General features: G+C 48.4%; 27 protein-coding genes and 1 pseudogene. 18 read left to right on the top strand and 10 right to left on the bottom strand.

Annotation, left to right across the window (positions count from 1 at the left end; translation table 11 throughout):
* Positions 1-43 precede the first annotated feature (43 nt).
* A complete protein-coding gene (locus tag AYY16_RS04965; RefSeq protein WP_223861133.1) occupies positions 44-1453 on the top strand; it encodes a DUF3999 domain-containing protein in 1410 nt (469 codons plus the stop codon).
* A gap of 180 nt (positions 1454-1633) precedes the next feature.
* Here AYY16_RS04965 and AYY16_RS04960 read toward each other — a convergent pair.
* Positions 1634-1856: pseudogene (locus AYY16_RS04960) on the bottom strand (DUF2594 family protein).
* A gap of 232 nt (positions 1857-2088) precedes the next feature.
* Between AYY16_RS04960 and AYY16_RS04955 the strand changes: the two are divergent.
* From AYY16_RS04955 to AYY16_RS04945, 3 genes are all read left to right on the top strand, one after another.
* On the top strand, positions 2089-2955 hold the full coding sequence (locus AYY16_RS04955; protein ID WP_067362832.1) for an NAD(P)H-hydrate dehydratase: 867 nt from the start codon (positions 2089-2091) through the stop codon (positions 2953-2955).
* Positions 2956-3040: 85 nt separating this feature from the next.
* The gene (locus tag AYY16_RS04950; RefSeq protein WP_067362825.1) at positions 3041-3469 is read left to right on the top strand and encodes a universal stress protein; all 429 of its coding nucleotides are present in this window, start codon (positions 3041-3043) and stop codon (positions 3467-3469) included.
* Positions 3470-3655: 186 nt separating this feature from the next.
* The gene (locus AYY16_RS04945) at positions 3656-4093 is read left to right on the top strand and encodes a universal stress protein (protein ID WP_067362822.1); all 438 of its coding nucleotides are present in this window, start codon (positions 3656-3658) and stop codon (positions 4091-4093) included.
* An 87-nt stretch (positions 4094-4180) separates the two neighbouring features.
* Here the strand turns inward: AYY16_RS04945 and AYY16_RS04940 are convergent, their stop codons facing one another.
* The gene (locus AYY16_RS04940; RefSeq protein ID WP_067362819.1) at positions 4181-4474 is read right to left on the bottom strand and encodes a DUF5339 domain-containing protein; all 294 of its coding nucleotides are present in this window, start codon (positions 4472-4474) and stop codon (positions 4181-4183) included.
* Positions 4475-4752: 278 nt separating this feature from the next.
* Here AYY16_RS04940 and AYY16_RS04935 point away from each other — a divergent pair, with 278 nt between their 5' ends.
* The gene (locus AYY16_RS04935) at positions 4753-5163 is read left to right on the top strand and encodes a hypothetical protein (protein ID WP_067362817.1); all 411 of its coding nucleotides are present in this window, start codon (positions 4753-4755) and stop codon (positions 5161-5163) included.
* Between the two features lie 26 nt (positions 5164-5189).
* Here AYY16_RS04935 and AYY16_RS04930 read toward each other — a convergent pair whose 3' ends face one another.
* Positions 5190-5825, bottom strand: coding sequence for a TetR/AcrR family transcriptional regulator (locus AYY16_RS04930; RefSeq protein WP_067362813.1), 636 nt, complete (start codon positions 5823-5825; stop codon positions 5190-5192).
* Positions 5826-6054: 229 nt separating this feature from the next.
* On the opposite strand from AYY16_RS04930, the gene AYY16_RS04925 reads away from it, so the two are divergent.
* Together AYY16_RS04925 and AYY16_RS04920 are read left to right on the top strand one after the other, a co-directional pair.
* On the top strand, positions 6055-6843 hold the full coding sequence (locus AYY16_RS04925; protein WP_067362810.1) for a threonine/serine exporter family protein: 789 nt from the start codon (positions 6055-6057) through the stop codon (positions 6841-6843).
* Positions 6843-7316, top strand: coding sequence for a threonine/serine exporter (locus AYY16_RS04920; protein ID WP_067364712.1), 474 nt, complete (start codon positions 6843-6845; stop codon positions 7314-7316). Before AYY16_RS04925 ends, AYY16_RS04920 begins: the two co-directional genes overlap by 1 nt.
* On the opposite strand, the gene AYY16_RS20530 is transcribed toward AYY16_RS04920, so the two are convergent.
* Positions 7313-7486: a hypothetical protein gene (locus AYY16_RS20530; RefSeq protein ID WP_166417015.1), complete on the bottom strand. Its 174-nt coding sequence runs from the start codon at positions 7484-7486 to the stop codon at positions 7313-7315. The genes AYY16_RS04920 and AYY16_RS20530 overlap by 4 nt on opposite strands.
* A gap of 252 nt (positions 7487-7738) precedes the next feature.
* Here AYY16_RS20530 and AYY16_RS04915 point away from each other — a divergent pair, with 252 nt between their 5' ends.
* Positions 7739-8743: an endonuclease gene (locus AYY16_RS04915; protein WP_067362807.1), complete on the top strand. Its 1005-nt coding sequence runs from the start codon at positions 7739-7741 to the stop codon at positions 8741-8743.
* A 387-nt stretch (positions 8744-9130) separates the two neighbouring features.
* A complete protein-coding gene (gene phoH / locus AYY16_RS04910; RefSeq protein WP_067362804.1) occupies positions 9131-9958 on the top strand; it encodes a phosphate starvation-inducible protein PhoH in 828 nt (275 codons plus the stop codon).
* 100 nt (positions 9959-10058) lie between these two features.
* Here the strand turns inward: phoH and AYY16_RS04905 are convergent, their stop codons facing one another.
* The 4 genes from AYY16_RS04905 to AYY16_RS04895 form a co-directional block, all read right to left on the bottom strand.
* Complete coding sequence (locus AYY16_RS04905) at positions 10059-10832, bottom strand: siderophore-interacting protein (RefSeq protein ID WP_235846209.1); 774 nt, start codon at positions 10830-10832, stop codon at positions 10059-10061.
* A gap of 260 nt (positions 10833-11092) precedes the next feature.
* Positions 11093-11254: a DUF2474 domain-containing protein gene (locus tag AYY16_RS19550; RefSeq protein WP_082970590.1), complete on the bottom strand. Its 162-nt coding sequence runs from the start codon at positions 11252-11254 to the stop codon at positions 11093-11095.
* The gene (gene cydB, locus AYY16_RS04900) at positions 11235-12242 is read right to left on the bottom strand and encodes a cytochrome d ubiquinol oxidase subunit II (protein WP_067362798.1); all 1008 of its coding nucleotides are present in this window, start codon (positions 12240-12242) and stop codon (positions 11235-11237) included. Before cydB ends, AYY16_RS19550 begins: the two co-directional genes overlap by 20 nt.
* Entirely contained in the window at positions 12232-13572 is a 1341-nt protein-coding gene (locus AYY16_RS04895) for a cytochrome ubiquinol oxidase subunit I (RefSeq protein WP_067362795.1), read from the bottom strand. Before AYY16_RS04895 ends, cydB begins: the two co-directional genes overlap by 11 nt.
* A gap of 118 nt (positions 13573-13690) precedes the next feature.
* Here AYY16_RS04895 and AYY16_RS04890 point away from each other — a divergent pair, with 118 nt between their 5' ends.
* From AYY16_RS04890 to AYY16_RS04880, 3 genes are all read left to right on the top strand, one after another.
* Positions 13691-15112, top strand: a complete 1422-nt coding sequence (locus AYY16_RS04890) for an aminotransferase-like domain-containing protein (protein WP_067362792.1) — start codon at positions 13691-13693, stop codon at positions 15110-15112.
* An 87-nt stretch (positions 15113-15199) separates the two neighbouring features.
* Positions 15200-15616 carry a type II toxin-antitoxin system Phd/YefM family antitoxin gene (locus tag AYY16_RS04885; protein ID WP_067362790.1) on the top strand — a complete coding sequence of 139 codons (417 nt, stop codon included), beginning with the start codon at positions 15200-15202 and terminating at the stop codon, positions 15614-15616.
* Positions 15613-16020 (top strand): type II toxin-antitoxin system death-on-curing family toxin, encoded by a 408-nt coding sequence (locus AYY16_RS04880; RefSeq protein WP_067362787.1) that lies wholly within the window; start codon positions 15613-15615, stop codon positions 16018-16020. Before AYY16_RS04885 ends, AYY16_RS04880 begins: the two co-directional genes overlap by 4 nt.
* 78 nt (positions 16021-16098) lie before the next feature.
* On the opposite strand, the gene AYY16_RS04875 is transcribed toward AYY16_RS04880, so the two are convergent.
* Entirely contained in the window at positions 16099-16707 is a 609-nt protein-coding gene (locus AYY16_RS04875) for a LysE family translocator (protein ID WP_067362784.1), read from the bottom strand.
* A 192-nt stretch (positions 16708-16899) separates the two neighbouring features.
* Here AYY16_RS04875 and AYY16_RS04870 point away from each other — a divergent pair, with 192 nt between their 5' ends.
* The 6 genes from AYY16_RS04870 to AYY16_RS04850 all read left to right on the top strand — a co-directional run bounded on the left by AYY16_RS04870 (position 16900) and on the right by AYY16_RS04850 (position 22893).
* Entirely contained in the window at positions 16900-17364 is a 465-nt protein-coding gene (locus tag AYY16_RS04870) for an Lrp/AsnC family transcriptional regulator (protein WP_067362781.1), read from the top strand.
* A gap of 254 nt (positions 17365-17618) precedes the next feature.
* Complete coding sequence (locus tag AYY16_RS04865) at positions 17619-18461, top strand: helix-turn-helix domain-containing protein (protein ID WP_067362778.1); 843 nt, start codon at positions 17619-17621, stop codon at positions 18459-18461.
* Between the two features lie 316 nt (positions 18462-18777).
* The gene (locus AYY16_RS04860; protein WP_067362775.1) at positions 18778-20892 is read left to right on the top strand and encodes a TonB-dependent siderophore receptor; all 2115 of its coding nucleotides are present in this window, start codon (positions 18778-18780) and stop codon (positions 20890-20892) included.
* 5 nt (positions 20893-20897) lie between these two features.
* Positions 20898-21578: a PepSY-associated TM helix domain-containing protein gene (locus AYY16_RS04855; protein WP_082970588.1), complete on the top strand. Its 681-nt coding sequence runs from the start codon at positions 20898-20900 to the stop codon at positions 21576-21578.
* Positions 21538-21747, top strand: coding sequence for a PepSY domain-containing protein (locus AYY16_RS21395; RefSeq protein ID WP_268874120.1), 210 nt, complete (start codon positions 21538-21540; stop codon positions 21745-21747). Before AYY16_RS04855 ends, AYY16_RS21395 begins: the two co-directional genes overlap by 41 nt.
* A gap of 30 nt (positions 21748-21777) precedes the next feature.
* Positions 21778-22893: an ABC transporter substrate-binding protein gene (locus tag AYY16_RS04850; protein ID WP_067362772.1), complete on the top strand. Its 1116-nt coding sequence runs from the start codon at positions 21778-21780 to the stop codon at positions 22891-22893.
* A gap of 227 nt (positions 22894-23120) precedes the next feature.
* On the opposite strand, the gene AYY16_RS04845 is transcribed toward AYY16_RS04850, so the two are convergent.
* Entirely contained in the window at positions 23121-24755 is a 1635-nt protein-coding gene (locus AYY16_RS04845) for an FGGY-family carbohydrate kinase (protein WP_067362769.1), read from the bottom strand.

Below are 24755 nucleotides of genomic sequence, written 5' to 3'. Positions count from 1 at the left end.
TTCAGGGAATAATGCAATAAATCATCGCAGATGGCGTTGCGGTATGATGATCCTGACTGCATTTCTGGCATCAGTGACGTCATTTTCCCGGGCAGAAACACCGGCGCAGACATTGACTCTGAATGATTTTAATCAGGGCGCTGAAATGGTTTTGCAGGGCGGCAATGCACCATTCTACCGGCTGACCGTGCCGGAGAATGTTTATCTGAACAGCGCCCGGCCGGATCTGCGGGATATCCGTGTGTTTGATAATACCGGTCATTCTGTTCCGGTGGCACTGACGTCAGCAAAACAGACAACCGATGAAACAATCAGAGTCCGGTTTATTATCTATCCGCTCTCACAGACCCGCGCGCAGGGGAATGAGGACGATCGTAAAATTCGTCTGAAAGCGGATAACGGCACAGAACTGACTATCTACAATGATAATGCGGGAACGCTGTTACGCCCGGCAACGGCGACGTATCTGCTGGTGCCGGACAATCATCAGCCGCTGGCACTGCCGCTGCGTGAGGTCAGTCTGACCTGGCCGGCGCAAACCGGTAATATGCAGGCAAAAGCCACCCTCTACCGCAGTGATGATAAACAAAACTGGTCACCGGTGGCGCGTGATATCCCGCTGATGGATCTGACATCCGGCACAGATACCTTATTGGCTCAGCAAATAATGATCCCATCATCGGTCAGTGCATCAGAAAGAAAAGCACCGTACTGGCTGCTATCCGTTACGGGAGATAACGGGCAGACACCGCCGCTGATTACGAAAGCAGAAGGCACCGGATTGCAGACTGTTGAGCGCCGGGATGTGAATCGTTTTGTTTTTGAACATAGTGCAGAGCCGGACGGGGCGGTGATTTACAGTTTGCCGAATATTCAGTATCTGAACCGGCTGGAGATTAATATTGCACAGCAAAATACCGTACTGCCGGTGCGGGTTGAGTACCGGACAGAAACTGACGGCAAATGGTTACCGCTGGCAAATCAGGTGCTGTTTTCGCTGGAGGATAACGGCGCGGAAAGCCACAATGCCAATATTATGCTCAATGACCAGCCTGTCCGGCAGTTGCGCCTGACTGCAATTAACAGCAGTTGGCGTGATCAGCCGCCGGAGGTCACAGGTATAAAATATGCGCAATATCTGACCTTTAATGCACAGGGTGCGGCACCGTATCTTCTGGCGTGGGGGGCTTATAATGCGGAGCCGGTATTTATGCCGCTTTCACAGATGCTGCCGGAAAATACCCTGAAAAACCAGGCTGAGTTGCCGTCTGCAACGGTATCAGAGCAGCTCAGAACGCTGGGCGGGGAAGAAAAACTCCGTCCGGCACCTCAGGCGGCTTCCCCGTTTGCCTGGAAAACCTGGCTGTTGTGGGGTGTGCTGGTGGCGGGTGTTGCCGTGCTCGGGTTATTTGCCATCCGGTTACTGAAAGAGATCAAACCCTCACAGATGTAACCACTGACGCAGGTAAGAAGATAAAAAAATCCGCACGTTGTATAACAGCGTGCGGAATAAATCAAAAAATAAAAGGAAGGGTATTTAGTACAGGAAATTTATAGTAACAAGAATACTTCTTCCTCTCTTTAGCGATTTGTTGCATTACGAATGAATCGCATTTATTGCCAGGCAGCAGAATTATTTCCGGTAAACCGTTTTAATCTGAGCGATAGTATTTTTTAAACGTCTCAGATAAGTGCTCATCATCAATCTCACTGATCTGACGTTCCATATTAACGATAATCCGACCGGCATCAGCCTGGCCTACCGCTTTCAGTAAATATGTTACCAGTGCTTTTAAACAGGTGACTTCCGCTGCTAATGCTTCAATTTCGTTTTCAGTTTTAAATGCGTTATTCATGGTTAACCTCAACCGTTTTATTTTATCTGTCCCGATATATCAGCGGCAAAGAATACCAGAAATGACGGTTACTACCCTAGTTTCTTTTTCATTCCTCATTATCCCCTTATTCATTCAGACAGCAGGTCCGTAGGCGGAACTAAGCCCGCCAGCCTGCATTCTGAATGACGTTGGGTATATAATGATTAATATACTGACATAACAATCCGTGTCCTGCGATAAGGTTAATAATATGAACCGCATTGATATCAATACGATAACCAGTAATTATCCGGCGCTGAAAACACCGCGTGCCGCAGACAGTCACAAAGGCACATTTGGCACGCTGAGTATCACAGGCGGAGCGCAGGGCATGAGTGGCGCCATTATTCTGGCAGGATGTGCCGCGCTGAAAAGCGGTTGCGGCAAAGTCATTCTTCGTTTTAATCAGCCACAATTACCATTACCGTTTATTGAAAATGCACCGGAGCTGATGCTGAGAACGACAGGTGACCCAATGAACGCTCAGGCAATTACTGCGCTGGTGACCGGTCCCGGTCTGGGACTGAATACACAAAGTTATCAATTGGCGCAGGACGCATTTTTGGTCACGGATAAGCCTTTGGTTCTGGATGCGGACGCGCTGACAATCCTTGCCGGAACGCCGGGAACAATACTGCATGACAACGGTGTGATAACCCCGCACCCGCAGGAAGCTGCCCGCCTTTTGCATACCACTGTGGCTGATATTCAGGCAGACCGCGCTGGGGCAGCACAGGCACTCGCGTCACAATACCGCTGTTGGGTGGTTCTGAAAGGGCACCGGAGCCTGGTGGCATCCCCGGATGGCGCGTTGTGGTGTAATTACAGCGGTAACAGCGGATTAGCCACGGCGGGGAGCGGCGATGTGTTGTCAGGGATCATCGGTAGCCTGCTGGCACAAAAATTGCCCATGCAGGAGGCTGTCTGCGGCGGTGTCTGGCTCCATGGCGCGGCAGCAGATGAATGTGTGGCAGCCGGAATTGGTCCGGTCGGATTAACCGCCCATGAAATAATTGACTATGTCAGGTTTATCCGTAACCGGTTAATTTTACAGACTGAGATAATCACTGATAAATAAGAGGTAACGGTATCAATCTCACAGATATTTTCAGTGAAATTTACTATAGTGGTGGTATATCGCATGACCCGTAACAGGAGGCAGTATGTATAATATCATTTTAGTTCCGGTTGATATCTCAGAAGAAGAATTAACCAGTAAAGCTGTCCGCCATGCCCTTTATCTGGCAAAAGAGACAGGGGCGAAGCTTCATATTGTCCACGTCCTGCCTATTTCATCCGCGATTATTAATGCGTATGCACTGGGTTATATGGAAATAAAAGATAAAGCGACGATCAAAGCGGAAGAAGATATACGCATGCTGATGGACTCAATTGATCTGCCGGCTGAGCGTCTGGCGTATACGATTACCTTCGGCTCACCAAGGGATGAAATTATTCAGGCTGCTGAAGAGGTCAATGCTGATATTATTGTTATCGGCTCCCGTCGCCCGAATATCTCCACCCATTTATTAGGCTCAACCGCCGGTGGTGTGGTTCGTTACGCCCCGGTTTCTGTCATGGTTGTCCGCTGATATCGCTATCTGCTGATATTGTTATCCGGTGATAAATAGACTATCGCCGGATATGTTTTCCTCCTTTGTTTAAGTACCACCCGCAAATAAGCGCTGTTTATCAGAAATATGATAGCGGGCACGGCTATTTGTCCGGTGCCATCTATACTCAAGTCAGGTACACATTAATCAATAATGAGGGATAGTATGTATAGAATGATATTAGTTCCTATTGATGTGACAGAAGATGTATTGACCAGTAACGGACTTAAACACGCGGTATATCTGGCAAAAATGTCGCAGGCAAAACTGATGTTATTTCATTCTGTGCCTGATATTTCCAAATTTTCAATAAGTTATAATTATCACTATGAACTTTTGAGCTCATTTGCGGATAAAGCCGTTGAGCGTTCAAAAGAAGAATTAAAGGTGATTGCCGCAAAAATTGATTTGCCTGCGGAGCAGGTGAGCTATTTTGTCGATTACGGCACACCACGGGATAAAGTTCTTGCGAAAGCAAAAGAAATAAAGGCGGATCTTATTGTGATAGGTTCCCGCCATCCGAGCATTTCCACCCATTTGCTTGGCTCTACCGCATCAGGAATTGTGGCACATGCGCCGATTTCGGTGTTGGTTGTGCGCTGACCGTACCCGGAATCCAAAACAGAAAGAGGTCCGCTGCGGGCCTCTTTCAATACAACAGAATTATTTACAAGGTCAAACAGAGGACAATTACTGTTTATCTGCTGCGGCTTTGAATTCCTTTAATGCATCCAGCCCTTGCTGACATGCCATATCCTGTGTTTCCTGCGGGACAGATTGGATCTGTGTTTTGGCTGTCACAAGCTGTTGTTTCATTGCATTCACCTGTGCAGTGGCATCGGCATTCCCTTTCGCTTCCTGCTCTGCGAGTTTCACCATACCGTCTATCTCGGTGAAGTACTCATTACACACATTGCTTGCATTTGCCGCAAATGCGGTCAAAGAAAACAGGCATCCCAGGGAAATTAACGTCAGTTTTTTCATTATAAGCCTTATATTGTAGGTAGGGTGGGCAAGTATGAATAATTAGTCACTATGCCCTGAATTATCCTGTCTTATATATAAGAATAATATGAATGTCAGCATAATTACGTAGATATTAAGTAAAAACCACATAATTACGCAGTGGATGGAAAAGGAAGGCGTAACAGGAAAATCCGGATAATTCGTGCGAATGAAAGTGAAAATCATTCTTATTTGTTGACATGCGATCAATCGGCGAATACTGTACTAATAAATACAAAACAAGATTCGGAGTTTTTATGTCAGAATTTACCTTTATTCATATGGATATCAGCGAATTTCCGGTAGTGACTATGCTTTCATTCCCGGAAAATATGGCACAAACAGAGCAGTGGGTTAAAGAGCTGGATGTGTTGCTGGAAAAACAGGCCGCTTTTTCACTGATTTATCCGCCGAAAGACGCACAGGAAAAACCGGATACTCAGGAAGATATGGATGCCCGCAAATATGTCCGTCGTTGGTTAAAAACCGGAAAGGACAAAATGACGGAGTATTGCCGGGCAATGATCCTGACCGTGAACCCGGATGTACAGGATAAAGCGGAGCTGGAACAATTTGCACCTATGGCATCCGCCATTTATGGTGTGCCGGTTGTTGTTGCAGACGATCTGCGTACCGCGCGCGAAAAAGCCGCTGAACTGAATGGCTGAACGCAGATGCTGATTGTCACCGCTGCTTATTGGCAGGTCAGGTGGTGACGAATATAGCAGGCCGTTATCTCAACGGATAACGGCAGTTGTTTTTCAATAAATTCGGCAGTGGGTTTTTCATGGCGCTGACTGAATACCGGCAGATAAAGATCTGCTTTCAGCATTTCCAGAAAACGCGCGGCGACAGCCTGTAATATCTCTGGTGATGCATCTATCCCGGGGATAGTTTTCAGGCGGGTAGCTAATTGCAGTGATGTCCGCTGAGGTCCTGCCTGATAAAAGCGCTCGCTGATTTGCGGAAAGCGCTGGGATTCCGCAAGAATCAACTGATACAGCCCGAGTGATTGCGGATGAACAATGCTGTTCAGATAACGTCTGCCGCAGTCGTATAACAGTGCTTCCGGCTCCGGGGCAATATCCGGGGTATCTTTCCCGTCTTCAAAAATTCCGCAGATAAGGTGTTCGATCACCGCCAGAAACAGCGCTTCTTTTCCCCCGAACGAGGTATAAAGTGTGGAGCGTGACCCGCCTGACTGTTCAATAATCATATCCAGTGTCGTTCCCTCGTAGCCATGAAGAATAAAGACATCTGCAGCGGCGGTGAGGATAGCATGGCGGCGACGCTGCCCTTTCGGGGTTAAGGGTGACGGGGATGATGACATAACAGAAACAGGCTCCGGTAGTGATATAAGCCCTGATTTAACCACGCCGGGGAGGATTGCTCAATAGCTGCCTTTGCTGCCATACTGACAATAATACAAAGGGTGGCCGTTTATTGGTCAGACGGTTGTTCAAATTATTATTCAAACTCTTGATCAAACCCAGTGAGTTGTTAATACAAAGATTTAGAATAGCGGGAAAGTCAGACCATCAACGGCTAACGGTAAAACTATGGGGCAGGGGAAAGAGATTTCAGTCGATACACAGCGGACCATTACCCGGTTATGTATTGAGAGCGGGTTACTGCTGTTGCAGCACGGCGCGGAAAGTATGCTGGTGGAAGAGCTGGCGGTGCGCACAGGCAGAGCACTCGGGGCTGAACAGGTAGATTGTGCTATTTCAGCGAATGCCATTGTATTGACGACGATTATTAACGGGCACTGCATGACCTCCACGCGCAAGGTGGTGGATCGCGGTATTAATATGCATGTGGTGACAGAGGTACAGCATGTTGTGATCCTCGCGGAACACGGACATCTGGATTACAAAGGTGTACAGAAAAAACTCGCTCATATTAAGCCGCTGCGTTATCCGCGCTGGGTCATGGTTTTGATGGTCGCACTCTCCTGCGCCTGTTTCTGTAAACTGAACAAAGGCGGATGGGACGGAGCCTGTGTCACGTTTGTTGCCAGTGGTTGTGCAATGTATGTCCGTCAGGTGCTGACAGCACGGCACATGAATCCGTTGATCAATTTCTGTTTTACCGCCTTTTCTGCCACAATGGTGGCAGGGCTTATGCTGAAGCTCCCGCTGTTTACGGCAACATCGGGCATTGCAATGGCGGCGAGTGTTTTGTTGCTGGTGCCGGGCTTCCCGCTGATTAATGCAGTTGCGGATATGTTTAAAGGGCATGTGAATACAGGGCTGGCGCGCTGGGCGATGGCGAGCCTGCTGACCCTGGCAACCTGTATCGGTATTTTTATGGCGATAACGCTCGGTAGTCTGAGGGACTGGATATGATGGCCGTACTCTCTTTTTTTACCGCGCTGATGCAGGACATGCTGCTGGCGGCGATCCCTGCGGTCGGTTTTGCGATGGTCTTTAATGTGCCGAAACGTGCGCTGAAATATTGTGCTTATCTGGGCGCAATTGGTCATGGCAGCCGGTTTATCCTGATGGCAGCAGATTTTGATATTGTGACAGCCACATTCTGGGCATCGGTACTTGTTGGTATTATTGGTATTCAGTGGTCACGCTGGTGGCTGGCTCATCCGAAAGTATTTACGGTCGCGGCGATTATCCCGATGTTTCCCGGGATTAATGCTTATATGGCGATGCTGGCTGTTGTCAAACTATCACAGGCGGGTTATACGCCTGAATTGCTTGAGATGCTGGTGAATAATTTTCTGCGGGCGGCGTTTGTTGTCGGGGCATTGTCAATTGGTTTATCGGTACCGGGGTTGTGGCTTTACCGCAAGCGCCCGCGCGTCTAAGTGACGGGGTTCAGGTTCAGGATAATATCCATTACCGGTTTCTCTGCGATATTAACCTGAATCTGCACCCGGTTGTAACTCTCCTGTACACTGACATCGACTTCTTCTTCATTATGAGAACGGGCAGTTCCGACTATCTCAGCTATCATCTTATCGACCAACGGGTGCATCTGTATCTCCTCATTCCTGACATATACCCGTATTCATTCAAACTGCAGGTTCGTTGGCGGCGTGAAGCCAGCCTGCATCCTGAATGACGTTGGGTATAAAAGGTACAGAATATACAATTTGTGTCAGGGCAATACTGTAAAAAAACACCCTAAATACGCCATAAACAGCGGATTGAGATGTTATTCTCACCTCTGACGCGATTATCCGTGTCTGACATGGCATAATTGCCGCCCTCATTATTCTGTTGGTATATGATTTCTATGCGTATTTTAAAATTATTTAGTTTGTCATTATTTGCATTTTTCCTGACATTATCCGCGGCGTTTGCCGCTGCACCTGAACGGTTTGATGAGGCAAAAATTGTGTCCCGTGAGCAGGTGTATCATGATCAGAACCGCGACCCGCAGGGCGAGGGAACACTCTATTGCGGCTGTCAGTGGGAGTGGACAGGAAAATCAGGCGGCAGGGTGGATCTGAACAGTTGTGGCTATCAGGTGCGGTCACAGCAAACCCGTGCAGAACGGATTGAGTGGGAACACATTGTACCGGCCTGGGTGTTTGGACATCAGCGCCAGTGCTGGCAGCAGGGCGGACGAAAAAACTGTATCAGCGAAGATCCGGTATTCCGCGCGATGGAAGCCGATCTCCATAATCTGGCACCCTCCATTGGTGAAGTGAATGGCGACCGCAGTAATTTCCGTTACAGTATGGCCCGCGGTGCGGGAACCAAGAGTTACGGGCAATGCACCAGCCGGGTGGATTTTAAGCAGCGGGTGTTTGAACCGCGTGATGAGGTAAAAGGACAGGTTGCCCGGGTTTGGTTCTATATGCATGATCGCTATGATCTGGCGATGTCAGAGCAGCAGCAGAAACTCCTGATAACCTGGGATGCAACTTATCCGCCATCAGCCTGGGAGCGTGAACGCGACCTTCGTATCCGCGCGGTGACCGGGCAATCAAACCCGTTTGTGACCGGTGAGCGCCACTGGGAGCCGGGTCATATCAATACTGCCGACGGAATTTTTACCCGCCTGCCTTCTGCGCCGGTTCAGACAACACCGGTAAAAACGACGACATCTCCGGTGAAAAAAACGGAAAATAAGACTATCCGTGCTAACCGTAACAGTAAAATTTATCACCATCAGGATTGTCCCGGCTATAACCGGGTCAGTGCAAAAAACAGTGAATATTTCCCGGATGCGATTTCAGCAGAAGCGGCAGGGTATATAGCAGCAAAAAACTGCAAAGTGCGCTGAGGTCCGTAACATTGTCATTATACTGTCACACAGTCAGTTTAGTGTTCGCTTTAGTTTGTCATCTGAGGATAACGAATGCGTAATACAGACGAACGACAGTGTCAGCCGGTGATAACCCCCCTATATACTCGTCATACTTCAGGATGCCTGGGTGTTGACCGCACTCAGCCCGCCGGGTCACATACTGATGTATGCTCCCCGGCGGTCGGAGCTTGTCGCCTACAGGCATCCCGAATTATTTAGAGTATGTCCGGTGGAGTTTATCACCGGTTTTTTTTATATCCGGATTTTCACTCATGGCCTGAAGGACGCCGCCGGTTGCCAATTTTAGTTGACCAATACACTGTTTCAGTTACTCCGTCATCATAACTCAACAGGATTAAGATTATGGGCAGACAAAAAGCGGTAGTCAGAGTACGCAAAGAGGCAAAACGAATGACCCGGAAAGAGTCCCGCAGGGGGCGTTTCAGTGATGATAATGTGGCGGTATTTATCCCGGCGGGCGGTGTGGAAGCCATCGGCATGGCGCGGGAAAAACGGGATCACAGCACTGTTTTACCCCGCAATGATGCACAGGATAAATACATTCAGGCGATAGCACATAAGCAGCTTATTATTGCCAACGGCGAAGCAGGGTGCGGCAAAACCTTTATCAGTACCGCACTTGCGGCGGATGCCCTGATTAATAAAGAAATTGAGCGGATAATCGTGACCCGTCCGGTGTTACAGGCGGAAGAAGATCTGGGATTTTTGCCCGGTGATATGAGTGATAAATTTGCACCTTATTTCAGACCGGTATATGACATTCTGGTGAAACGGATGGGTGCATCATTTCTGCAATATTGCCTGCGTCCGGAGATAGGCAAGGTGGAGATTGCCCCGTTTGCTTACATGCGCGGGCGGACATTTGAAAATGCGGTGGTGATCCTCGATGAGGCGCAGAATGTCACTGTCACACAAATGAAAATGTTCCTGACCCGGATGGGTGAAAATGTGACAGTCATTGTCAACGGGGATGTCAGTCAGTGTGATTTACCGGGCAATGTGCCGTCAGGGCTGGCAGATGTACTGCGCCGGTTCAGTGATGATGAAATGGTGTCGGTGGTGTCATTTACGCAGGATGACTGTGTGCGGTCATCACTGTGTCTGCGGGCATTGCAGGCATATATACCCTCATCCATTCAAACTACAGGTTCGTTGGCGGTACTCAGCTAGCCTGCATCCTGAATGGCGTTGGGTATAACTGATAAATAATCATGATAAAAACAAAAAACAGCGGCTATTGTGAGTCGCTGTTTTTTATAATTAATCGTTATTAATCGTCGGCATCCATTACATCATGGCGCTGATGATGATAACCCTCTTCATTATAACCAAAGCGCCAGTACGGAATAGCATACATCTGATTATGCTCCCCGCCTAACTCACGGCGGACATAACGGCGCAGATCTTTCACCATGGAATCTTCCCCGGCAATCCAGAACGTGCAGTCAGTAACATCTGTTACCGCCCAGCTTTTAAACAGCGCGGTTATCTCATCTGTTTTTTCTGTGCCGCCGATTACCCAGTGAACAGTCATTCCCGCAGGTTTATTCAGCGTTTGTTTATCGTCGTCATGATCAATGCGAACCGCCACATTTCCCTGTGCATCAGCAGGCATTTTTTCCAGCAGTGCCGCAATCGCCGGCAGTGCTGTTAAATCACCCGCCATATAATAGTGCTTTGCCACCGGCAGCAGCGGATCCGGTCCGCCCGGATTGGTAATACCGATGTAATCGCCCGGTTTGGCATTTTTGGCAAAATCCACCGCCGGACCGGCATCATTATGCAGGGCAAATTCAATCTCTATCTCTTTCAGTTCAGGACGGATGGCGCGCACAGTATAAGTACGGGCTATCGGGCGTTCTTTGCCTTCCGGCCAGACAGGGCCTTTATCCGATAAAACCGGCAGCACAGGCGCATTCGGTGCATCTTTGGCAATAAACAGTTTCAGATGACCGCCTTCACAGCCTGACGGATAAGTGTCCATCGTCTCAGATGTAAAGGTGATACGGCGCAGATTGGGTGTGACATCAATATAAGATTTCACCTGAACCAGACGTGGTGGTGCAGGGCGGTAGATGTTTTTTTTCTTTTTTTATCCCGGCTCATGCGGACTCTCCGTTATGAATTATCTTATTTAGTTATATCTGTTTTGCGGAGTTTAGCAGGTATTTTGACGAATGCTAATCATTATCAATAGAACCATTTAAAAAAGGCACACCACGAGGGGGCGTGGTGTGCCGGGCAATGCCCCTGAAAGACAGGGCATGAAGCACTGATGAGGTACTTACGGATGAAACATAACGACTACCTTACTTTCATTCCCGCCGCCGTCATTAATAAGCGGAAAACCGAAGAGACAGCAAACAGTGCCAGAACACTGCCCGCCCAGATGGCTATCATCCAGCCGGCTTTTTTCCACCAGGGGGAATTGCTGTCCACCGCAGACTCAGTGGTAGCCTTGGTCATGAGTGATTTTTCCTCTGAAGACATAATAACTCCACCAGGTATACACCAGGATAACAGGGATAATAAACAGCGCACCGACTAACATAAAGCTCAGACTTTCAGCGGGTGCTGCCGCCATTTCATAGTCAATCGCCGGGGGGATAATCATCGGCCAGATACTGATACCAAGCCCGGTAAAACCAAGAAATACCAAAGCCAGTGCCGCGAAGAACGGTGTGTAATGTCCGTGACGGGAGGCACTGCGGAACAGCGCGATAACACAGACCAGCACCAGCAGCGGAACCGGCAGGAAAAACAGAATATTCGGGAAACTGAACCAGCGGACAGCAATTGCTTCATGCGCCAGCGGCGTCCACAGACTGATAATTGCCAGCACAACCAGCATCACCCCCGTCAATGGTTTCAGTACTTTATACATCTGCTGTTGCAGATGACCTTCTGTTTTCATCACCAGCCAGCCACAGCCGAGCAGCGCATAAGCGACAACCAATCCCAGTCCGCAAAAGAGGGCAAACGGTGTGAACCAGTCCAGTGCGCCGCCTGCAAAAGCACGGTTTTCCACCGGAAAACCTTCAATCACACTGCCGACAACCACACCTTGTGCAAAGGTTGTTATGACAGAACCGGTCAGAAAGGCGCGATCCCAGAAATAGCGGTGATGTTCATCTGCTTTAAAACGGAACTCAAATGCGACACCCCGGAAAATCAGGGCAATAAGCATCAGCGTCAGCGGAATAGCCAGCGCATCCAGAATAACCGCGTATGCCAGCGGAAAAGCACCAAACAGTGCCGCGCCGCCCAGCACCAGCCAGGTTTCGTTGCCGTCCCAGACCGGTGCGACACTGTTCATCATCAGGTCGCGGTCAGCATTGCTTTTCACAAAGGGGTAGAGGATGCCGATCCCTAAGTCAAAACCATCCATCACGATATACATCAGCGTGCTGAATACAATGATGACGAACCAAATCAGCGGTAAATCAATGCTCATGAGGAACCTCCGTCGCGATACCTTTGCGGATCAGTTTCATCATATAGATGTAGCCAATACCAAATACAGAGCCATAGACGATAAAGAAGAGAAGCAGACTGATGCTCATGTGTACATCGCCATGCGCGGAAACCGCATCCTTCGTGCGCTGCAACCCGTAAACCACCCAGGGTTGCCGCCCGATCTCAGTGACAAACCAGCCCGCAAGAAGGGCAATCAGCCCGGACGGTGCCATCCAGAATATAAAGTGCTGGAACGGACGCGAGTCATACAGGCGTTTGCGGTAACGTAACCACAGACTCAGCACACCGGCTAAAATCATCAGCATTCCCAGTCCGACCATGACACGGAATGACCAGAACACCATAAAGACGTTCGCCGGGCGCTCATCGGGAGCAAACTCTTTCAGTGCAGGGACTTGTTTATCAAGGCTGTGAGTCAGGATAAGGCTCGCCAGACCCGGAATTTCCAGGGCAAACCGCGTCTCTTCCCGCTCGTTATCCGGAATACCAAACAGAATAAGCGGCGTGGCTTCCCCGGGTTTGTTCTCCCAGTGACCTTCCATTGCCGCTACTTTTGCCGGCTGATATTTCAGGGTATTCAGCCCGTGAGCATCCCCGATCAGTGCCTGTAACGGTGCGAGAACCAGGATAAGCCAGAGCGACATTGAAAACATTTTCTTTATCGCACCCGATTTATTGCCGCGCAGCAGATGCCAGGCCGCAGAAGCGCCGATAAAAAACGCGGCAGCCAGGAAGGCGGCAGTTGTCATGTGCAGCAGGCGGTACGGGAAGGATGGATTAAAAATCACCGCAAACCAGTCAACCGGCACTACAACCCCATTGATGACCTCATGCCCCTGCGGTGTCTGCATCCAACTGTTGGAGGCGAGTATCCAGAACGTGGACATCAGTGTGCCGAGTGCAACCATACAGGTGGCGAAATAGTGCAGTTTTTCGCCGACACGGTTCCAGCCGAACAGCATAACCCCCAGAAAACCTGCTTCCAGGAAGAACGCCGTCAGTACTTCATAGGTGAGCAGCGGACCAGTGATAGATCCTGCAAACTCAGAAAAGAAACTCCAGTTGGTGCCGAACTGATACGCCATCACCAAACCGGAAACCACACCCATGCCGAAATTGACGGCAAAGATGGCTGACCAGAAATGAAAGAGCTTTTTGTAATCGTCATTGCGGGTTTTCAGCCACATTCCTTCAAGAACCGCCAGAAAAGAGGCAAGCCCGATGGTTATCGCAGGGAATATGATATGAAACGACACAGTGAAGGCGAACTGAATTCGCGCAAGCTCAAGGGCACTTAACCCGAACATTGTGACCTCTCGTTATTATATGCAGATGAAAAGTGTGGCGTAGTACACCATGAGTTGCTAGACTATAATAGTTACAATTAATCAGTATATGTCTATAACAGTTTTCAGGGATCACGCTATGACACGCTACGAACAGTTAGCAGAACAGATAAAACAACAGATCGAAGATGATATCTGGCAGGTCGGTGACCGGCTGCCGTCATTGCGTGAAAGCGCCAGACAGTCGGGACTGAGTCTGATGACTGTCGTACAGTCCTATCAGTTACTGGAGAGTCAGGGCTGGGTTCTTGCCCGCCCGCAATCCGGCTATTTTGTCGCAAAACGCGCACCTGCGTTTGCTCAGGCAAAAGGTGGGTTAGGGTTACATCTTACTGAAAATGTTGATATAAACGCCTCACTTTTTGATGTGCTTCAGGCGTGCAAAGACCCGGCAATTGTGCCGTTCGGCTCAGCATTCCCTGATCCCACACTGTTGGTTCAGCCGAAACTGTCCAAAGCCCTGGGGGCGGTGGCACGGCGTATTGCACCACAAAGTGCGGTGGTTAACCTGCCGCCGGGCAATGAAAAACTGCGGCGTAATATTTCGCGGCGTTATGCATCACAGGGCATTCATGTGTCCCCGGAAGAAATCGTGATCACCGCCGGTGCCATGGAATCGCTGTCTCTCAGCCTTCAGGCGGTGACTGAGCCGGGTGACTGGGTTGTGATTGAATCTCCGGCATTTTACGGCGCATTACAGGCGATTGAACGTCTGCGCCTGAAAGCGGTGGCGATTAAAACCGACCCGCAGACGGGAATCGATCTTGATGCGCTCGAAGATGTCGCCGGGCGCTATGATATTAAAGCCTGCTGGCTGATGACGCATTTTCAGAATCCGCTCGGCGGAACAATGCCTGTGGAAAATAAACACCGGCTGGTGGATATCCTGACGCGCCATAATATTGCGCTTATTGAGGATGATGTTTACAGCGAACTGTATTTTGGCAATAACGCACCACAGCCCGCAAAAAGCCTGGATAAAGAGAACAATTTCTTTCATTGCTCCTCATTTTCCAAGTGTCTTGCACCCGGCTTTCGTGTTGGCTGGGTGGCGGCGGGTAAACATGCGCGGACAGTCCAGCAGTTGCAGATGATGAGTACCGTTTCTGCCAGCATGCCGACACAGCAGGCGATTGCGGAGTATCTGGGACAGGGTGGTTATGATGCGCACCTGAAGAAACTGCGCCAGCAGCTTGAACAGCGCCAGCACCGGATGCTCTATGCTGTCAGCGAGCACTTTCCGTCGAATGTGAAGGTTAACTGCCCGCAGGGCGGTTATTTTCTCTGGCTGGAATTTGAACCACCGTTTGATGCCACCAAGCTGTATCAGATGGCACTCAATGAGCAGATAAGTATCGCCCCCGGCAGTATGTTCTCGACCAGTGAGCAGTTTAATCACGCCTTCCGGCTGAATTGTTCTTTTGAATGGAACGAGCGCATGGATAATGCAATGAAAGTCCTGGGCAGGTTGTGTTATGTGCTGCAAAAGACACAATCATAATCGGGTCTGTGTGTACAAAAAAATTGCCGGATTTAAGTCTGTAGTCTATTATCAGTTCATAACATGTACATGTACAGGATGATGACGATGAAAAATGTCTCATACACTCAGATGAGAACGGAGCTTTCCACAATACTGGATACCCTCAGAAAAGGCGGAAGTGTGACTATCACTCAGCGCGGAAAGCCGGATGTGGTAATTTCCGGCACTATTCCATCATCATGTGAACAACGATGCGCGGGAGAATATGCCGGTGATGTACCGGCGATAACGCCTTATACAAGGCGGGCAGAACGGCCATCGGATAAGTTATTATCACCTGATGCAATAAGCCATATCCGGAGAATAGGAGATGATGTAAAGGCAATCCGTTCTGCACAGGATTTTTCGGACGCACCGGAAGATATACAATGTGTTACTGATAAACGTACCGATTTTCAAAAGGCACTTGATAAAACGAAGATCAAACATGCGGATATTATCAGGGCACTGGAAGATAAATGATGGACCTGAGATTTCTGACCGTTGATGAAGTCATAGAGATACAAAAATCGACATTACCCAATAGCGGAAAGCCGAATATAGCTAAATTGGAAGGCGCTCTCTCCCGGATTGAGACATTAAGGGATTATGAGCACTGTGATGATATATTTAAATTTTCCGCAATGTATTTGATTTCAATTGCAAAAGCTCATGCTTTTAATGATGCGAATAAAAGGACGGCATTTCAGGCGGCCAGTGTGTTCCTGATACTCAATGGTATTGAACTGAATGTATCTATGGAGTTGGTCAAACTGACAATATTGGCGGCAATGGGTGAAGCTGAGTGTGATACAGCGGCATTCACCCTGAAAGTGTTATCTGATTATCATAACGATCTGCTTGAAGAGACAACCAACGGCTATTAGCAATAGCGGTTAGTACAATACTAAAAAACAAAAAACGGGAACCTTAGGTTCCCGCTTTTTGTTTGAATAATCAGCTAATTAACTAAATGCCAGGCTCATCGCGGCAGTGGCTAATAGCCCACCGGCAACGCCTTCACCGATACGGCGGCGTTTATCATTATATTCGCCTTTGCTCATCTGTCCGAAAATTAGTGCGACCGCGCTGTAGACGACTGCGCAACTGGCAATATAGACGCCGGATAATAACAAGGATTGTACCGCGACACTTTCACTGCCGGAAATAAAGTTAGGCAGAATGGCAAAGTAAACCAGAAGACCTTTCGGGTTCAGGAAGCTGGTGAAAAAGCCTTTGGTGATAACGGCTTTGGCGGCGGGTTGCATCTGCGGCATGTCACTTTTATGCATTGATGACATCATCATACGCACCGCCAGATACGCAATATAGGCGACACCAAACCAGCGCATACCATTAAACAGAATCGGGGATGCCACCACAACGGCTGCCAGTCCGAAAGCGGCTAAGACGGAGTGCATGGCGTAACCTAAAAGCACGCCCATATTTGCTTTCAGCGCGGCTCTTGAACCACTTGCCAGACCTTGTGATGAAACGAATAAAATATCGGGACCGGGCGCAAATACAATGGGTAATACGGTTACACCAAAAACCATCAACGTATTTATGACCATATAACACCCCAAATTCAATAATATATTAATAGTTCGCAATATATTGAATATTAATGAATTTATTCGTATTGCGACGGATTTGTTTGTTAACTGAATTATACCGGGCTTTGCGGGAAATTAGGTTGTTAAATTGACGGAAAAAAACTATTCTTAGCAATATTATTGCGCGGAAATAGTCAGGTGGTGATTTAAATGTCAATTGAACTGGATAAGATGGATCGGCGGATACTGGATCAGCTGCAACGTAACGGAAAAATTCAGAATGTGGAGCTGGCGCGGGAAGTCGGGCTGTCGCCGTCGCCCTGTCTGCGCCGGGTGCGCAGACTCGAGGAAAACGGCATTATAAAGCGCTATGCGGCGATTCTGGATGGCAGCAAGATAGGGGCGGGGCTGATGCTATACGCCCGCATATGGTTCAAAGGACAGGACGCGCAGACTATCAATGACTTTGTTGCCGCCATCAATGAAATGCCCGAAATTGTTGAGTGTCATCTGATGGCGGGTGAGTGTGATGCGATGATACGTATTGTGACTAAAGACTTAACCTCATACCGCCGGTTTCATGCCGATCATCTGACACAAATACCAAGTATTCAAAGTGTTAAGACGGAAGTGCCGATGGAGACATTAAAGGTCACACATGCATTACCCCTGTAGAATGTGAGGAACATCACTAAACGCAACGTAATTGTGCACTGTGACAGGTTTTAAGCAACAGGATTGCGCGGCGGTTTTGTGACTCCGATCATATCGTCGCTCTGTCACGGCATTATTTTTACCGGATAAGATGACTGTTTTTATCAATAAATCCGCTATAACATGCGGTGGCACTGTCTGAAAAATCAGGGTGGAAAACAAACCTGATAATGGTTATTATTCGCCTTTATTAAAGAGGCAAAAGGTGAAGTATCATGCACAGTGGTAAAATGAATGCATTGTTACCCGGTGCAGACTCTTTCTTTTATTGCGGAAAGATGACACCGGATGCCGGGCAATGGGTCAGCGAGCCGTTATGGAAAGGACTGAAACTGGTTCTGATGATGAATGGTGAACTGGAATGTCAGCCGGATAATAAAAACAGTGTTTCACTTTCCGGCGCGTCTTTGTGTGTTATTGCCAACAATGATGAACAGGAAAGCCGCCAACGTTTTTTACAGTCAGAAGATATCCGTTTTGTTTCAGTCTGTTTATCTGACAGCCTGCTGGATGCATTTAACATTTCACCGCCGCCTTTATTAACCGATGCTGTATCGCGCGGACCGCAATTACTGTCCGGTAAAGCCGGTAATGTATTAACCGTGCTGGGAAATCAAATCCTGAATAATCCGCTTGGCGGTGCGCCGGGAGAGATGTATCTGGCAGGTAAAATTCTTGAGTTATGCGCTTATTCATTTGAACATATTCAGCAAAATACCCGGACGGTTCATCACCCTAAATTAGCGACGCATGATATACACCGTTTGTATGAAATAAGAGACTGTATTTTAGCCGATTTAGCCAACCCGCCGGGGGTATATCAGCTCAGCCGGCAATCCGGGCTGAATATGCGCAAACTCAGTTTTGGTTTTAAGCAGTTATTCGGTTTGTCTGTTACGTCATTTATTCAGGAAGAGCGCTTACAATCAGCGCATCGCCTGCTTTGTGCCGGTGATATGCGGGTATCTGCCATTGCCTGGCAGGTCGGTTATTCTCCGGCTGCGTTTTCAACCGCTTTCCGCAGGCGGTTTGGGTTCTCACCTAAAGAATTATGTTAAATATACTCGTCATACTTCAGGATGCCTGGGTGTTGACTACGCTCAGCCCGCCGGGTCACATAGTTTACCTATGCTCCCCGGCGGTCTTCTCTTGTCGCCTACAGGTATCCCGAATTATTTAGAGTATATAATCAGGTAGATAGCTTTTCTGACAAACAAATAGTCATAACAGCGAAAGTCTCCGGCAGAAGATAAATGCGTAAATGAGATACATTATCATTCTGATATTTATTCTCTCTGCAGGTTCGTATTTCAATGAAAAAATCTGTTCTTTATTATCCGGTTATCTCCGGGCGTGTATTATCTCCGGTGTGTATTGCCCTCTTACCGCTGCTTTTTTCTTCTGTTGCTGCGTCTGAAAGTCATTCTGACGAAAAAAAAAGATGAAATAATCGTCACAGCCAAACCGGCGCAGTCGCCTGCCGGTAAAATTGACGGCTATATTGCAACCCGCAGTGTAAGTGCGACAAAGACAGATACACCGCTTATTGAAACACCGCAGTCGGTCACGGTATTAACGCGTGATGAGATGACCGCCCGTAATGCACAGTCGGTCAGTGAAGCACTGCGTTATACCGCCGGTGTTTTACAGACAAACGATGCAGCATCTTCGCGTTTTGATAATTTAAGTATCCGTGGTTTTAATATTACCAGCACCGGGATGTTAAGGGACGGATTACGCAGCACAACCGCACAGGCATGGCCGAAAGCCGAACAATACGGACTTGAGCGCATTGATGTGATCCGCGGGCCTGCATCCGTATTATACGGGCAGAATTCACCCGGCGGCATTATTAATCAGGTTACAAAACGCCCGCTGTATAAACCCTTTCATGAAATTGAAGTGCAGGGCGGTAATAATAACCGCAAACAGATTCAGGGCGATTTAAGTGGCCCTGTGGGTGACAGCGACCATTATTTTTACCGGCTGACCGGGCTTGTCCGTAACAGTGATACGCAAATTGATCATGTGAAAGATGATAAAGTCTATATTGCCCCGGCATTTACCTGGGTGCCAAATGATGATACGACACTGACTATTTTAGCGGATTACAGCCATGATAAATTTGGCGCACCGCGCCCGTTTTTACCCCTGGCAGGAACATTATTACCCAACCCGAACGGCAAAGTGGATCCGAATGTTTTCCTGGACGAGCCGGGATTAAAAAATGACCGCACACAGGCCTCGCTGGGTTATCAGTTAGATCATAATTTTAATGATACTTTTTCCGGACACTCAGGTGCGCGGTTCAGCCATACTGATTTAAATACCAATATTGCTCAGGGATTATATTTATCGCCGGATATGCGCACACTTAACCGTGCGGCATACCATTTCCGGATTAAAGGTGATGTGCTCAGCCTGGATAATAATATAAAAGCGGACTGGTGGCTGAAAGATACGGAAATGACATCCCTGGCGGGTGTTGATTATCGCCATACCCGCGAAGATTATTTACTGATGTCCGGGAAAGCCGCGCCGATTGATATTTTTAACCCGGTTTACGGCGGTCAGTACGGGCCGGTTGATAATATGATGGCGAATACACTTCAGACCAGTGATCAGGCGGGGGTTTATTTACAGCAGCAGGCGAAATTTGATAACGGTATCATACTGGTATTAAGCGGCAGGGAAGACTGGTCTGACAGTAAAACCAAAAACCGTAAAACAAATAACAGCAGCGACCAGCGCGACAGCAAATTTACCTATCGCACAGCGGCAATGTATCTGACCGATTTCGGGTTAGCGCCGTATGTCAGTTATTCAACTTCATTTAATCCGCAGTTGGGTGTTAATTTTTACGGGGAAACCTATAAACCCGTTACAGCCAAACAGACGGAAGCCGGTCTTAAATATCAGCCGGAAGGCGGAAATATTAATGCGACACTGACCGTCTTTGAACTGACACAGCAAAATATGCTGACGACAGACCCGGATAATAATTTAAACAGCATTCAGACGGCGGAAGTCCGCTCCCGGGGTATTGAACTTCAGGGAACCTATATACCGGTCGACGGGCTGAATCTGACGGCGGCTTATACCTTTAATAAGCTGGAAAATACCAAAACCACTGATGAGGAAGAGAAAGGACAGCGTCCGACCGGTTTACCGGAACATACGGCATCAGTATGGGCAGATTATACTATTCAGGGCGGTCATTTACAGGGGTTAGGTCTTGCTGCGGGTGCGCGTTATACCGGGTCTTCACCGGTTAACAACGATAACACTATTTCAAACCCGTCAAATACCTTATTTGATATGGCAGCCCATTACGATCTGGGTGGCATAAATCCTGATTTTAAAAACTGGCGTGCCGGTATTAATGTTAATAACGTAACGGACAAAAAATATTACACCAGTTGTTCAACGGGTGGTTGTTCCGTTGGTTTTGACAGAACCATTATCGCATCACTGCGGTATAACTGGTAACTGGTATGGCTCAGTATATAACACGTAAAAACTGGTTGAGATTGCATTTTTGGCCGGGAATTATTATCGGATTCTTTATTTCATTGATCGGAATGTCCGGTGCGGTGTTATTGCTGAAAAAACCGGTACTGGAATGGGAAATCGGTAAGGCGGTGCTTTATGCGCCGCCGGTAACCGGAAACTCTGCTTTCTTGTCGCCGGATATCTGGCGGCAGAATGCGCAGGCGGCTTATCCGCAACTTTCCCGCGTTATGGGAGAAGCTGCTCCGGGGAGCGGCTTTATTCCGGCAACGAACGCAATGGTGTTTGGTTCGGTTTCTCATTCTGACAAACTGGGGATCGCTTTTATTGATCCGGTAAGCGGCACGCCGAAAGGGTTTATTGTTTTTGATGACCTGATTTTTTCGCAGGTTGTTTCCCTGCACCGGACACTCTTATTACCGCCGGTTTCCGGCGGTTGGCTGGTCGTTACATGCGGTATTGTTCTGACTCTTTCTGTTATCAGCGGGATTGTTTTATGGTGGCCGCGTAAAGGATGGCATCAGTTTATGTCTGCACTGTTCTTATTCCGCCCCGGATTACAGGGCGCGGCAAAGTGGCGGCAATGGCATTATTTTTTTTGCTGTCTATTTTTCACTGCCGCTGTTGCTGATCGCGGTTACCGGCATTTTTCTGGCACGCCCTGATATTCTGTCAATAATACCGGAATATAAACCCCTTATTACTCAGTTACACCAGGATATGGGTATCGGAATACCGGGAGTCATTATCGCCTTTTTGTCCGGCATATTATTACCGCTGCTGTATGTCAGTGGCATTGTTATCTGGTGGAAAAAAAAGAAAACATCAGCGTAATAACATCTCTTCTGTTAACGGAAATATAAAATGACAGTATTAGCAAAACTGAAAATAGTCTTATCTGCGGGGCTGTTAATGTGCCCGTTGTTTTCTCAGGCGGTTATGGTTACTGATATTACCGGTCGTCAGGTCGATGTACCGGATAATGTAAAACGGATTTTACTGGGCGAGGGACGAATGATTTATCCGCTCTCCATACTGGAAAAAGACGCGCCGTTTAAACGGATTGTGGGCTGGCAGGGCGATTTTCGTGATTTGGATGTTCAGGGCTACGCTGCGTTTAAAGCGGTATTTCCGCAGACAGATACTATTCCTGTGGTGGGTGGTGGCTCAGAAGATACATTCAGTATTGAAAAGGCATTAGCATTGCAGCCTGATCTGGTTATTTTACCGATGACCGGCGGACATGGTCCGGGTGCCGGCAGTGAAGCGGCGCGGTTATTAACATCAGCCGGTATCGCGGTTATTCATGTGGATTTCAGCCAGCATCCGGTAAAAAATACACAATTAAGTATGCGTATTCTCGGGCAGGCTATCGGAAAAACAGCAGAGGCGGAACGGTTTAATCAGTATTATCAGCAAAAAATGGATGATGTGATTGCCCGTATTCCGGCGGATATTCCGGCAGACAAGAAACCGGTTATTTTTGTGGATTATTTGCCCGGTTTACAGGAGTGCTGCGGTTCACCCGGTAAAGGCAGTCTGACAGATATGATTAACCTTGCCGGTGGGACAGCAATTGGCGAAACCATTATTCCTGGCGCTATCGGTAAATTAAACCCGGAATATATTTTAAGCCGTCATCCGGATGTCTATGTTGCCACCGGTGTATTTCCCGAAGGCAGCAGGGGCGTGACATTAGGCTATTCGGCAACACCACAGGCGGCACAAAGCAGCCTGAGAATAATATCTCAGCGTAACCCGATTGGTGAATTATCCGCCGTTGAGAAAGGCCGGGTTCATGGCTTATGGCATATATTCTATGATTCGCCGGAGAATATTATTGCCCTTCAGGCATTAGCAAAATGGCTGCATCCGGAGCTATTTGCTGATTTGGATCCCGAAGCGACCCGCAAAGAATTATATGAGAAGTTTATGCCGATCCCGGCGACGGGGGTGTTCTCAGTGACGCTGGATAAATAAATAATATACCCTTATTCATTCAAACTGCAGGTGCATTGGCTGCACTCAGCTAGCCGGGTCACATACTAATGTATGCTCCCCGGCGGGCTTTGCTTGTCGCCTGCATGCATCCCGAATTATTTAGAGTATATATTCTTATTTAATTATTATTATTCATTATTCATTATTCATTATTCATTCAAACCACAGGTTCCGGTGACTGAATATCAGCCGGAACCTGTCTGTTATTATACGTCGGACATTAATTGCCGGTAGCGCTGGTCATCATGATACAACTGATGAAATACGCGGTATTTGGCATCATAAAATCGTTTAATACTCTCTGCCTGTGGTGTCACGGTTTTACTGATGCGGCTCATTGCCTGCATGGCTTCCGGAATAGAGGCATAGAACCCCGCCGCAACAGAGCCGAGCATCGCGGAGCCGAGCAATACCGCTTCACTCTCTTCCGGTAATAGCATTGCGCAACCTGTGGCGTTAGCATGCTCCTGAATAAAAATCGGGTTTTTGGTCCCGCCGCCGCATCCCATAATAGTATCAATGGCATATCCGGCTTTATTCATCTCTTCAATAATATGACGTGTACCCAGGGCAATTGCCTGAATGGTTGCCAGGTAAATCAGCGCAAGGTCGTCAGGCGTCTGAGTCATGCGAAGCCCGGTCACAACACCGCGCAGGTTCGGATTCGCCCTCGGAGAGCGGTTGCCGTGAAAATAGGGCAGCACATGAATATGACGCGTCAGCAGGGCGATATCTTCTTTTGATCCGGCAAGTGCCAGCAGGCGGTCATTCAGAAACTGATAAACAGTCTGATGCTGCTGCTCCGACAGTTTCTGCACATCCTGATATTGCGGATGAGATGTGATCATGTGATCGATAAGCGCGCCGGTGGCAGACTGTCCGCCCTCATTGAGCCAGTAACCCGGGATCATGGCGCTGTAATATGCCCCCCAGATCCCGTCAATAAAGCGGGCATTTTTTGACACCGCCATGTGACAGGAGGATGTACCGCCAATCAGCGCCATGCGGGTATTGAAATCCGGTTTTGCACCGGTGGCATCCGCCGCACCCAGCACGCCGATACCACCTGCGTGCGCATCTATTATTGAGGTTGCAACCGGCGTGCCCGGGATAAGCCCCAGGTCGGCGGCGGCATTCGGTGTCAGCCCGTTACCGACCGGCTCACCCATCGGACGGATTTGACTCCCGATAATCTGCGCGTCATTTTCCAGCAGGTCTTCCAGACCAATCTGGCGGAAAAAATGACTGTCCCAACGATCTTCATGACCGAGATAGGTCCATTTACACACCGTCGAGCAGAGCGAACGGCTGTTGGTATATGTCGCTTTCCAGGTCAGAAAATCAGGCAGATCAAAGAAATAGCCCGCTTTCGTCCAGGTGGTCGGCATATTCTGTTTGAGCCATAACAGTTTCGGCGTTTCCATCTCCGGGGAGATGCGGTTGCCGACATAGGCCAGCACAGGATGCTTTGTATCATTGATCCGCTGTGCCTGACTGATGGCGCGGTGATCCATCCACATAATAATATTTTGCTCACTGCGCCCGGTCGGGCTGACGGTCAGTGGCTGCCCTTGTTTATCCAGAACCACAAGAGAGCAGGTGGCATCAAACCCCAGCCCTTTGACCTGAATAGGATCAATGCGCGCCTGGGCAACAGCATCTTTTACCGCCAGACATACACTTTGCCAGATATCATCAGACGATTGTTCAACAAAATCAGCCTGTGGCTTAAACTGGCGGATATCCCGCTTTGCTTCACCTTTTTTACGCCCTGCGGCATCAAAAACACCGGCCCGGGCGCTGCCGCTCCCGACATCCACACCAATAAAATAGACACTCAT

It is taken from the genome of Morganella psychrotolerans (genome assembly GCF_001676155.1).
GTDB lineage: Bacteria > Pseudomonadota > Gammaproteobacteria > Enterobacterales > Enterobacteriaceae > Morganella > Morganella psychrotolerans.
This window is presented reverse-complemented; position numbering and strand designations above follow the sequence as displayed.

What these genes read in the sequence shown, in the direction of transcription:
- AYY16_RS04925 (WP_067362810.1), top strand. Translation starts at nt 6,055, where the DNA reads ATGGGGCAGGGGAAAGAGATTTCAGTCGATACACAGCGGACCATTACC.
- AYY16_RS04930 (WP_067362813.1), bottom strand. Translation starts at nt 5,825, where the DNA reads ATGTCATCATCCCCGTCACCCTTAACCCCGAAAGGGCAGCGTCGCCGC.
- AYY16_RS04940 (WP_067362819.1), bottom strand. Translation starts at nt 4,474, where the DNA reads ATGAAAAAACTGACGTTAATTTCCCTGGGATGCCTGTTTTCTTTGACC.
- AYY16_RS04935 (WP_067362817.1), top strand. Translation starts at nt 4,753, where the DNA reads ATGTCAGAATTTACCTTTATTCATATGGATATCAGCGAATTTCCGGTA.
- AYY16_RS04915 (WP_067362807.1), top strand. Translation starts at nt 7,739, where the DNA reads ATGATTTCTATGCGTATTTTAAAATTATTTAGTTTGTCATTATTTGCA.
- AYY16_RS04945 (WP_067362822.1), top strand. Translation starts at nt 3,656, where the DNA reads ATGTATAGAATGATATTAGTTCCTATTGATGTGACAGAAGATGTATTG.
- cydB (WP_067362798.1), bottom strand. Translation starts at nt 12,242, where the DNA reads ATGAGCATTGATTTACCGCTGATTTGGTTCGTCATCATTGTATTCAGC.
- AYY16_RS20530 (WP_166417015.1), bottom strand. Translation starts at nt 7,486, where the DNA reads ATGCACCCGTTGGTCGATAAGATGATAGCTGAGATAGTCGGAACTGCC.
- AYY16_RS04950 (WP_067362825.1), top strand. Translation starts at nt 3,041, where the DNA reads ATGTATAATATCATTTTAGTTCCGGTTGATATCTCAGAAGAAGAATTA.
- AYY16_RS04875 (WP_067362784.1), bottom strand. Translation starts at nt 16,707, where the DNA reads ATGGTCATAAATACGTTGATGGTTTTTGGTGTAACCGTATTACCCATT.
- AYY16_RS04880 (WP_067362787.1), top strand. Translation starts at nt 15,613, where the DNA reads ATGATGGACCTGAGATTTCTGACCGTTGATGAAGTCATAGAGATACAA.
- AYY16_RS04865 (WP_067362778.1), top strand. Translation starts at nt 17,619, where the DNA reads ATGCACAGTGGTAAAATGAATGCATTGTTACCCGGTGCAGACTCTTTC.
- AYY16_RS04895 (WP_067362795.1), bottom strand. Translation starts at nt 13,572, where the DNA reads ATGTTCGGGTTAAGTGCCCTTGAGCTTGCGCGAATTCAGTTCGCCTTC.
- AYY16_RS04855 (WP_082970588.1), top strand. Translation starts at nt 20,898, where the DNA reads ATGGCTCAGTATATAACACGTAAAAACTGGTTGAGATTGCATTTTTGG.
- AYY16_RS04920 (WP_067364712.1), top strand. Translation starts at nt 6,843, where the DNA reads ATGGCCGTACTCTCTTTTTTTACCGCGCTGATGCAGGACATGCTGCTG.
- AYY16_RS04850 (WP_067362772.1), top strand. Translation starts at nt 21,778, where the DNA reads ATGACAGTATTAGCAAAACTGAAAATAGTCTTATCTGCGGGGCTGTTA.
- AYY16_RS04955 (WP_067362832.1), top strand. Translation starts at nt 2,089, where the DNA reads ATGAACCGCATTGATATCAATACGATAACCAGTAATTATCCGGCGCTG.
- AYY16_RS04845 (WP_067362769.1), bottom strand. Translation starts at nt 24,755, where the DNA reads ATGAGTGTCTATTTTATTGGTGTGGATGTCGGGAGCGGCAGCGCCCGG.
- AYY16_RS04890 (WP_067362792.1), top strand. Translation starts at nt 13,691, where the DNA reads ATGACACGCTACGAACAGTTAGCAGAACAGATAAAACAACAGATCGAA.
- AYY16_RS04885 (WP_067362790.1), top strand. Translation starts at nt 15,200, where the DNA reads ATGAAAAATGTCTCATACACTCAGATGAGAACGGAGCTTTCCACAATA.
- AYY16_RS19550 (WP_082970590.1), bottom strand. Translation starts at nt 11,254, where the DNA reads ATGACCAAGGCTACCACTGAGTCTGCGGTGGACAGCAATTCCCCCTGG.
- AYY16_RS04965 (WP_223861133.1), top strand. Translation starts at nt 44, where the DNA reads ATGATGATCCTGACTGCATTTCTGGCATCAGTGACGTCATTTTCCCGG.
- AYY16_RS04870 (WP_067362781.1), top strand. Translation starts at nt 16,900, where the DNA reads ATGTCAATTGAACTGGATAAGATGGATCGGCGGATACTGGATCAGCTG.
- phoH (WP_067362804.1), top strand. Translation starts at nt 9,131, where the DNA reads ATGGGCAGACAAAAAGCGGTAGTCAGAGTACGCAAAGAGGCAAAACGA.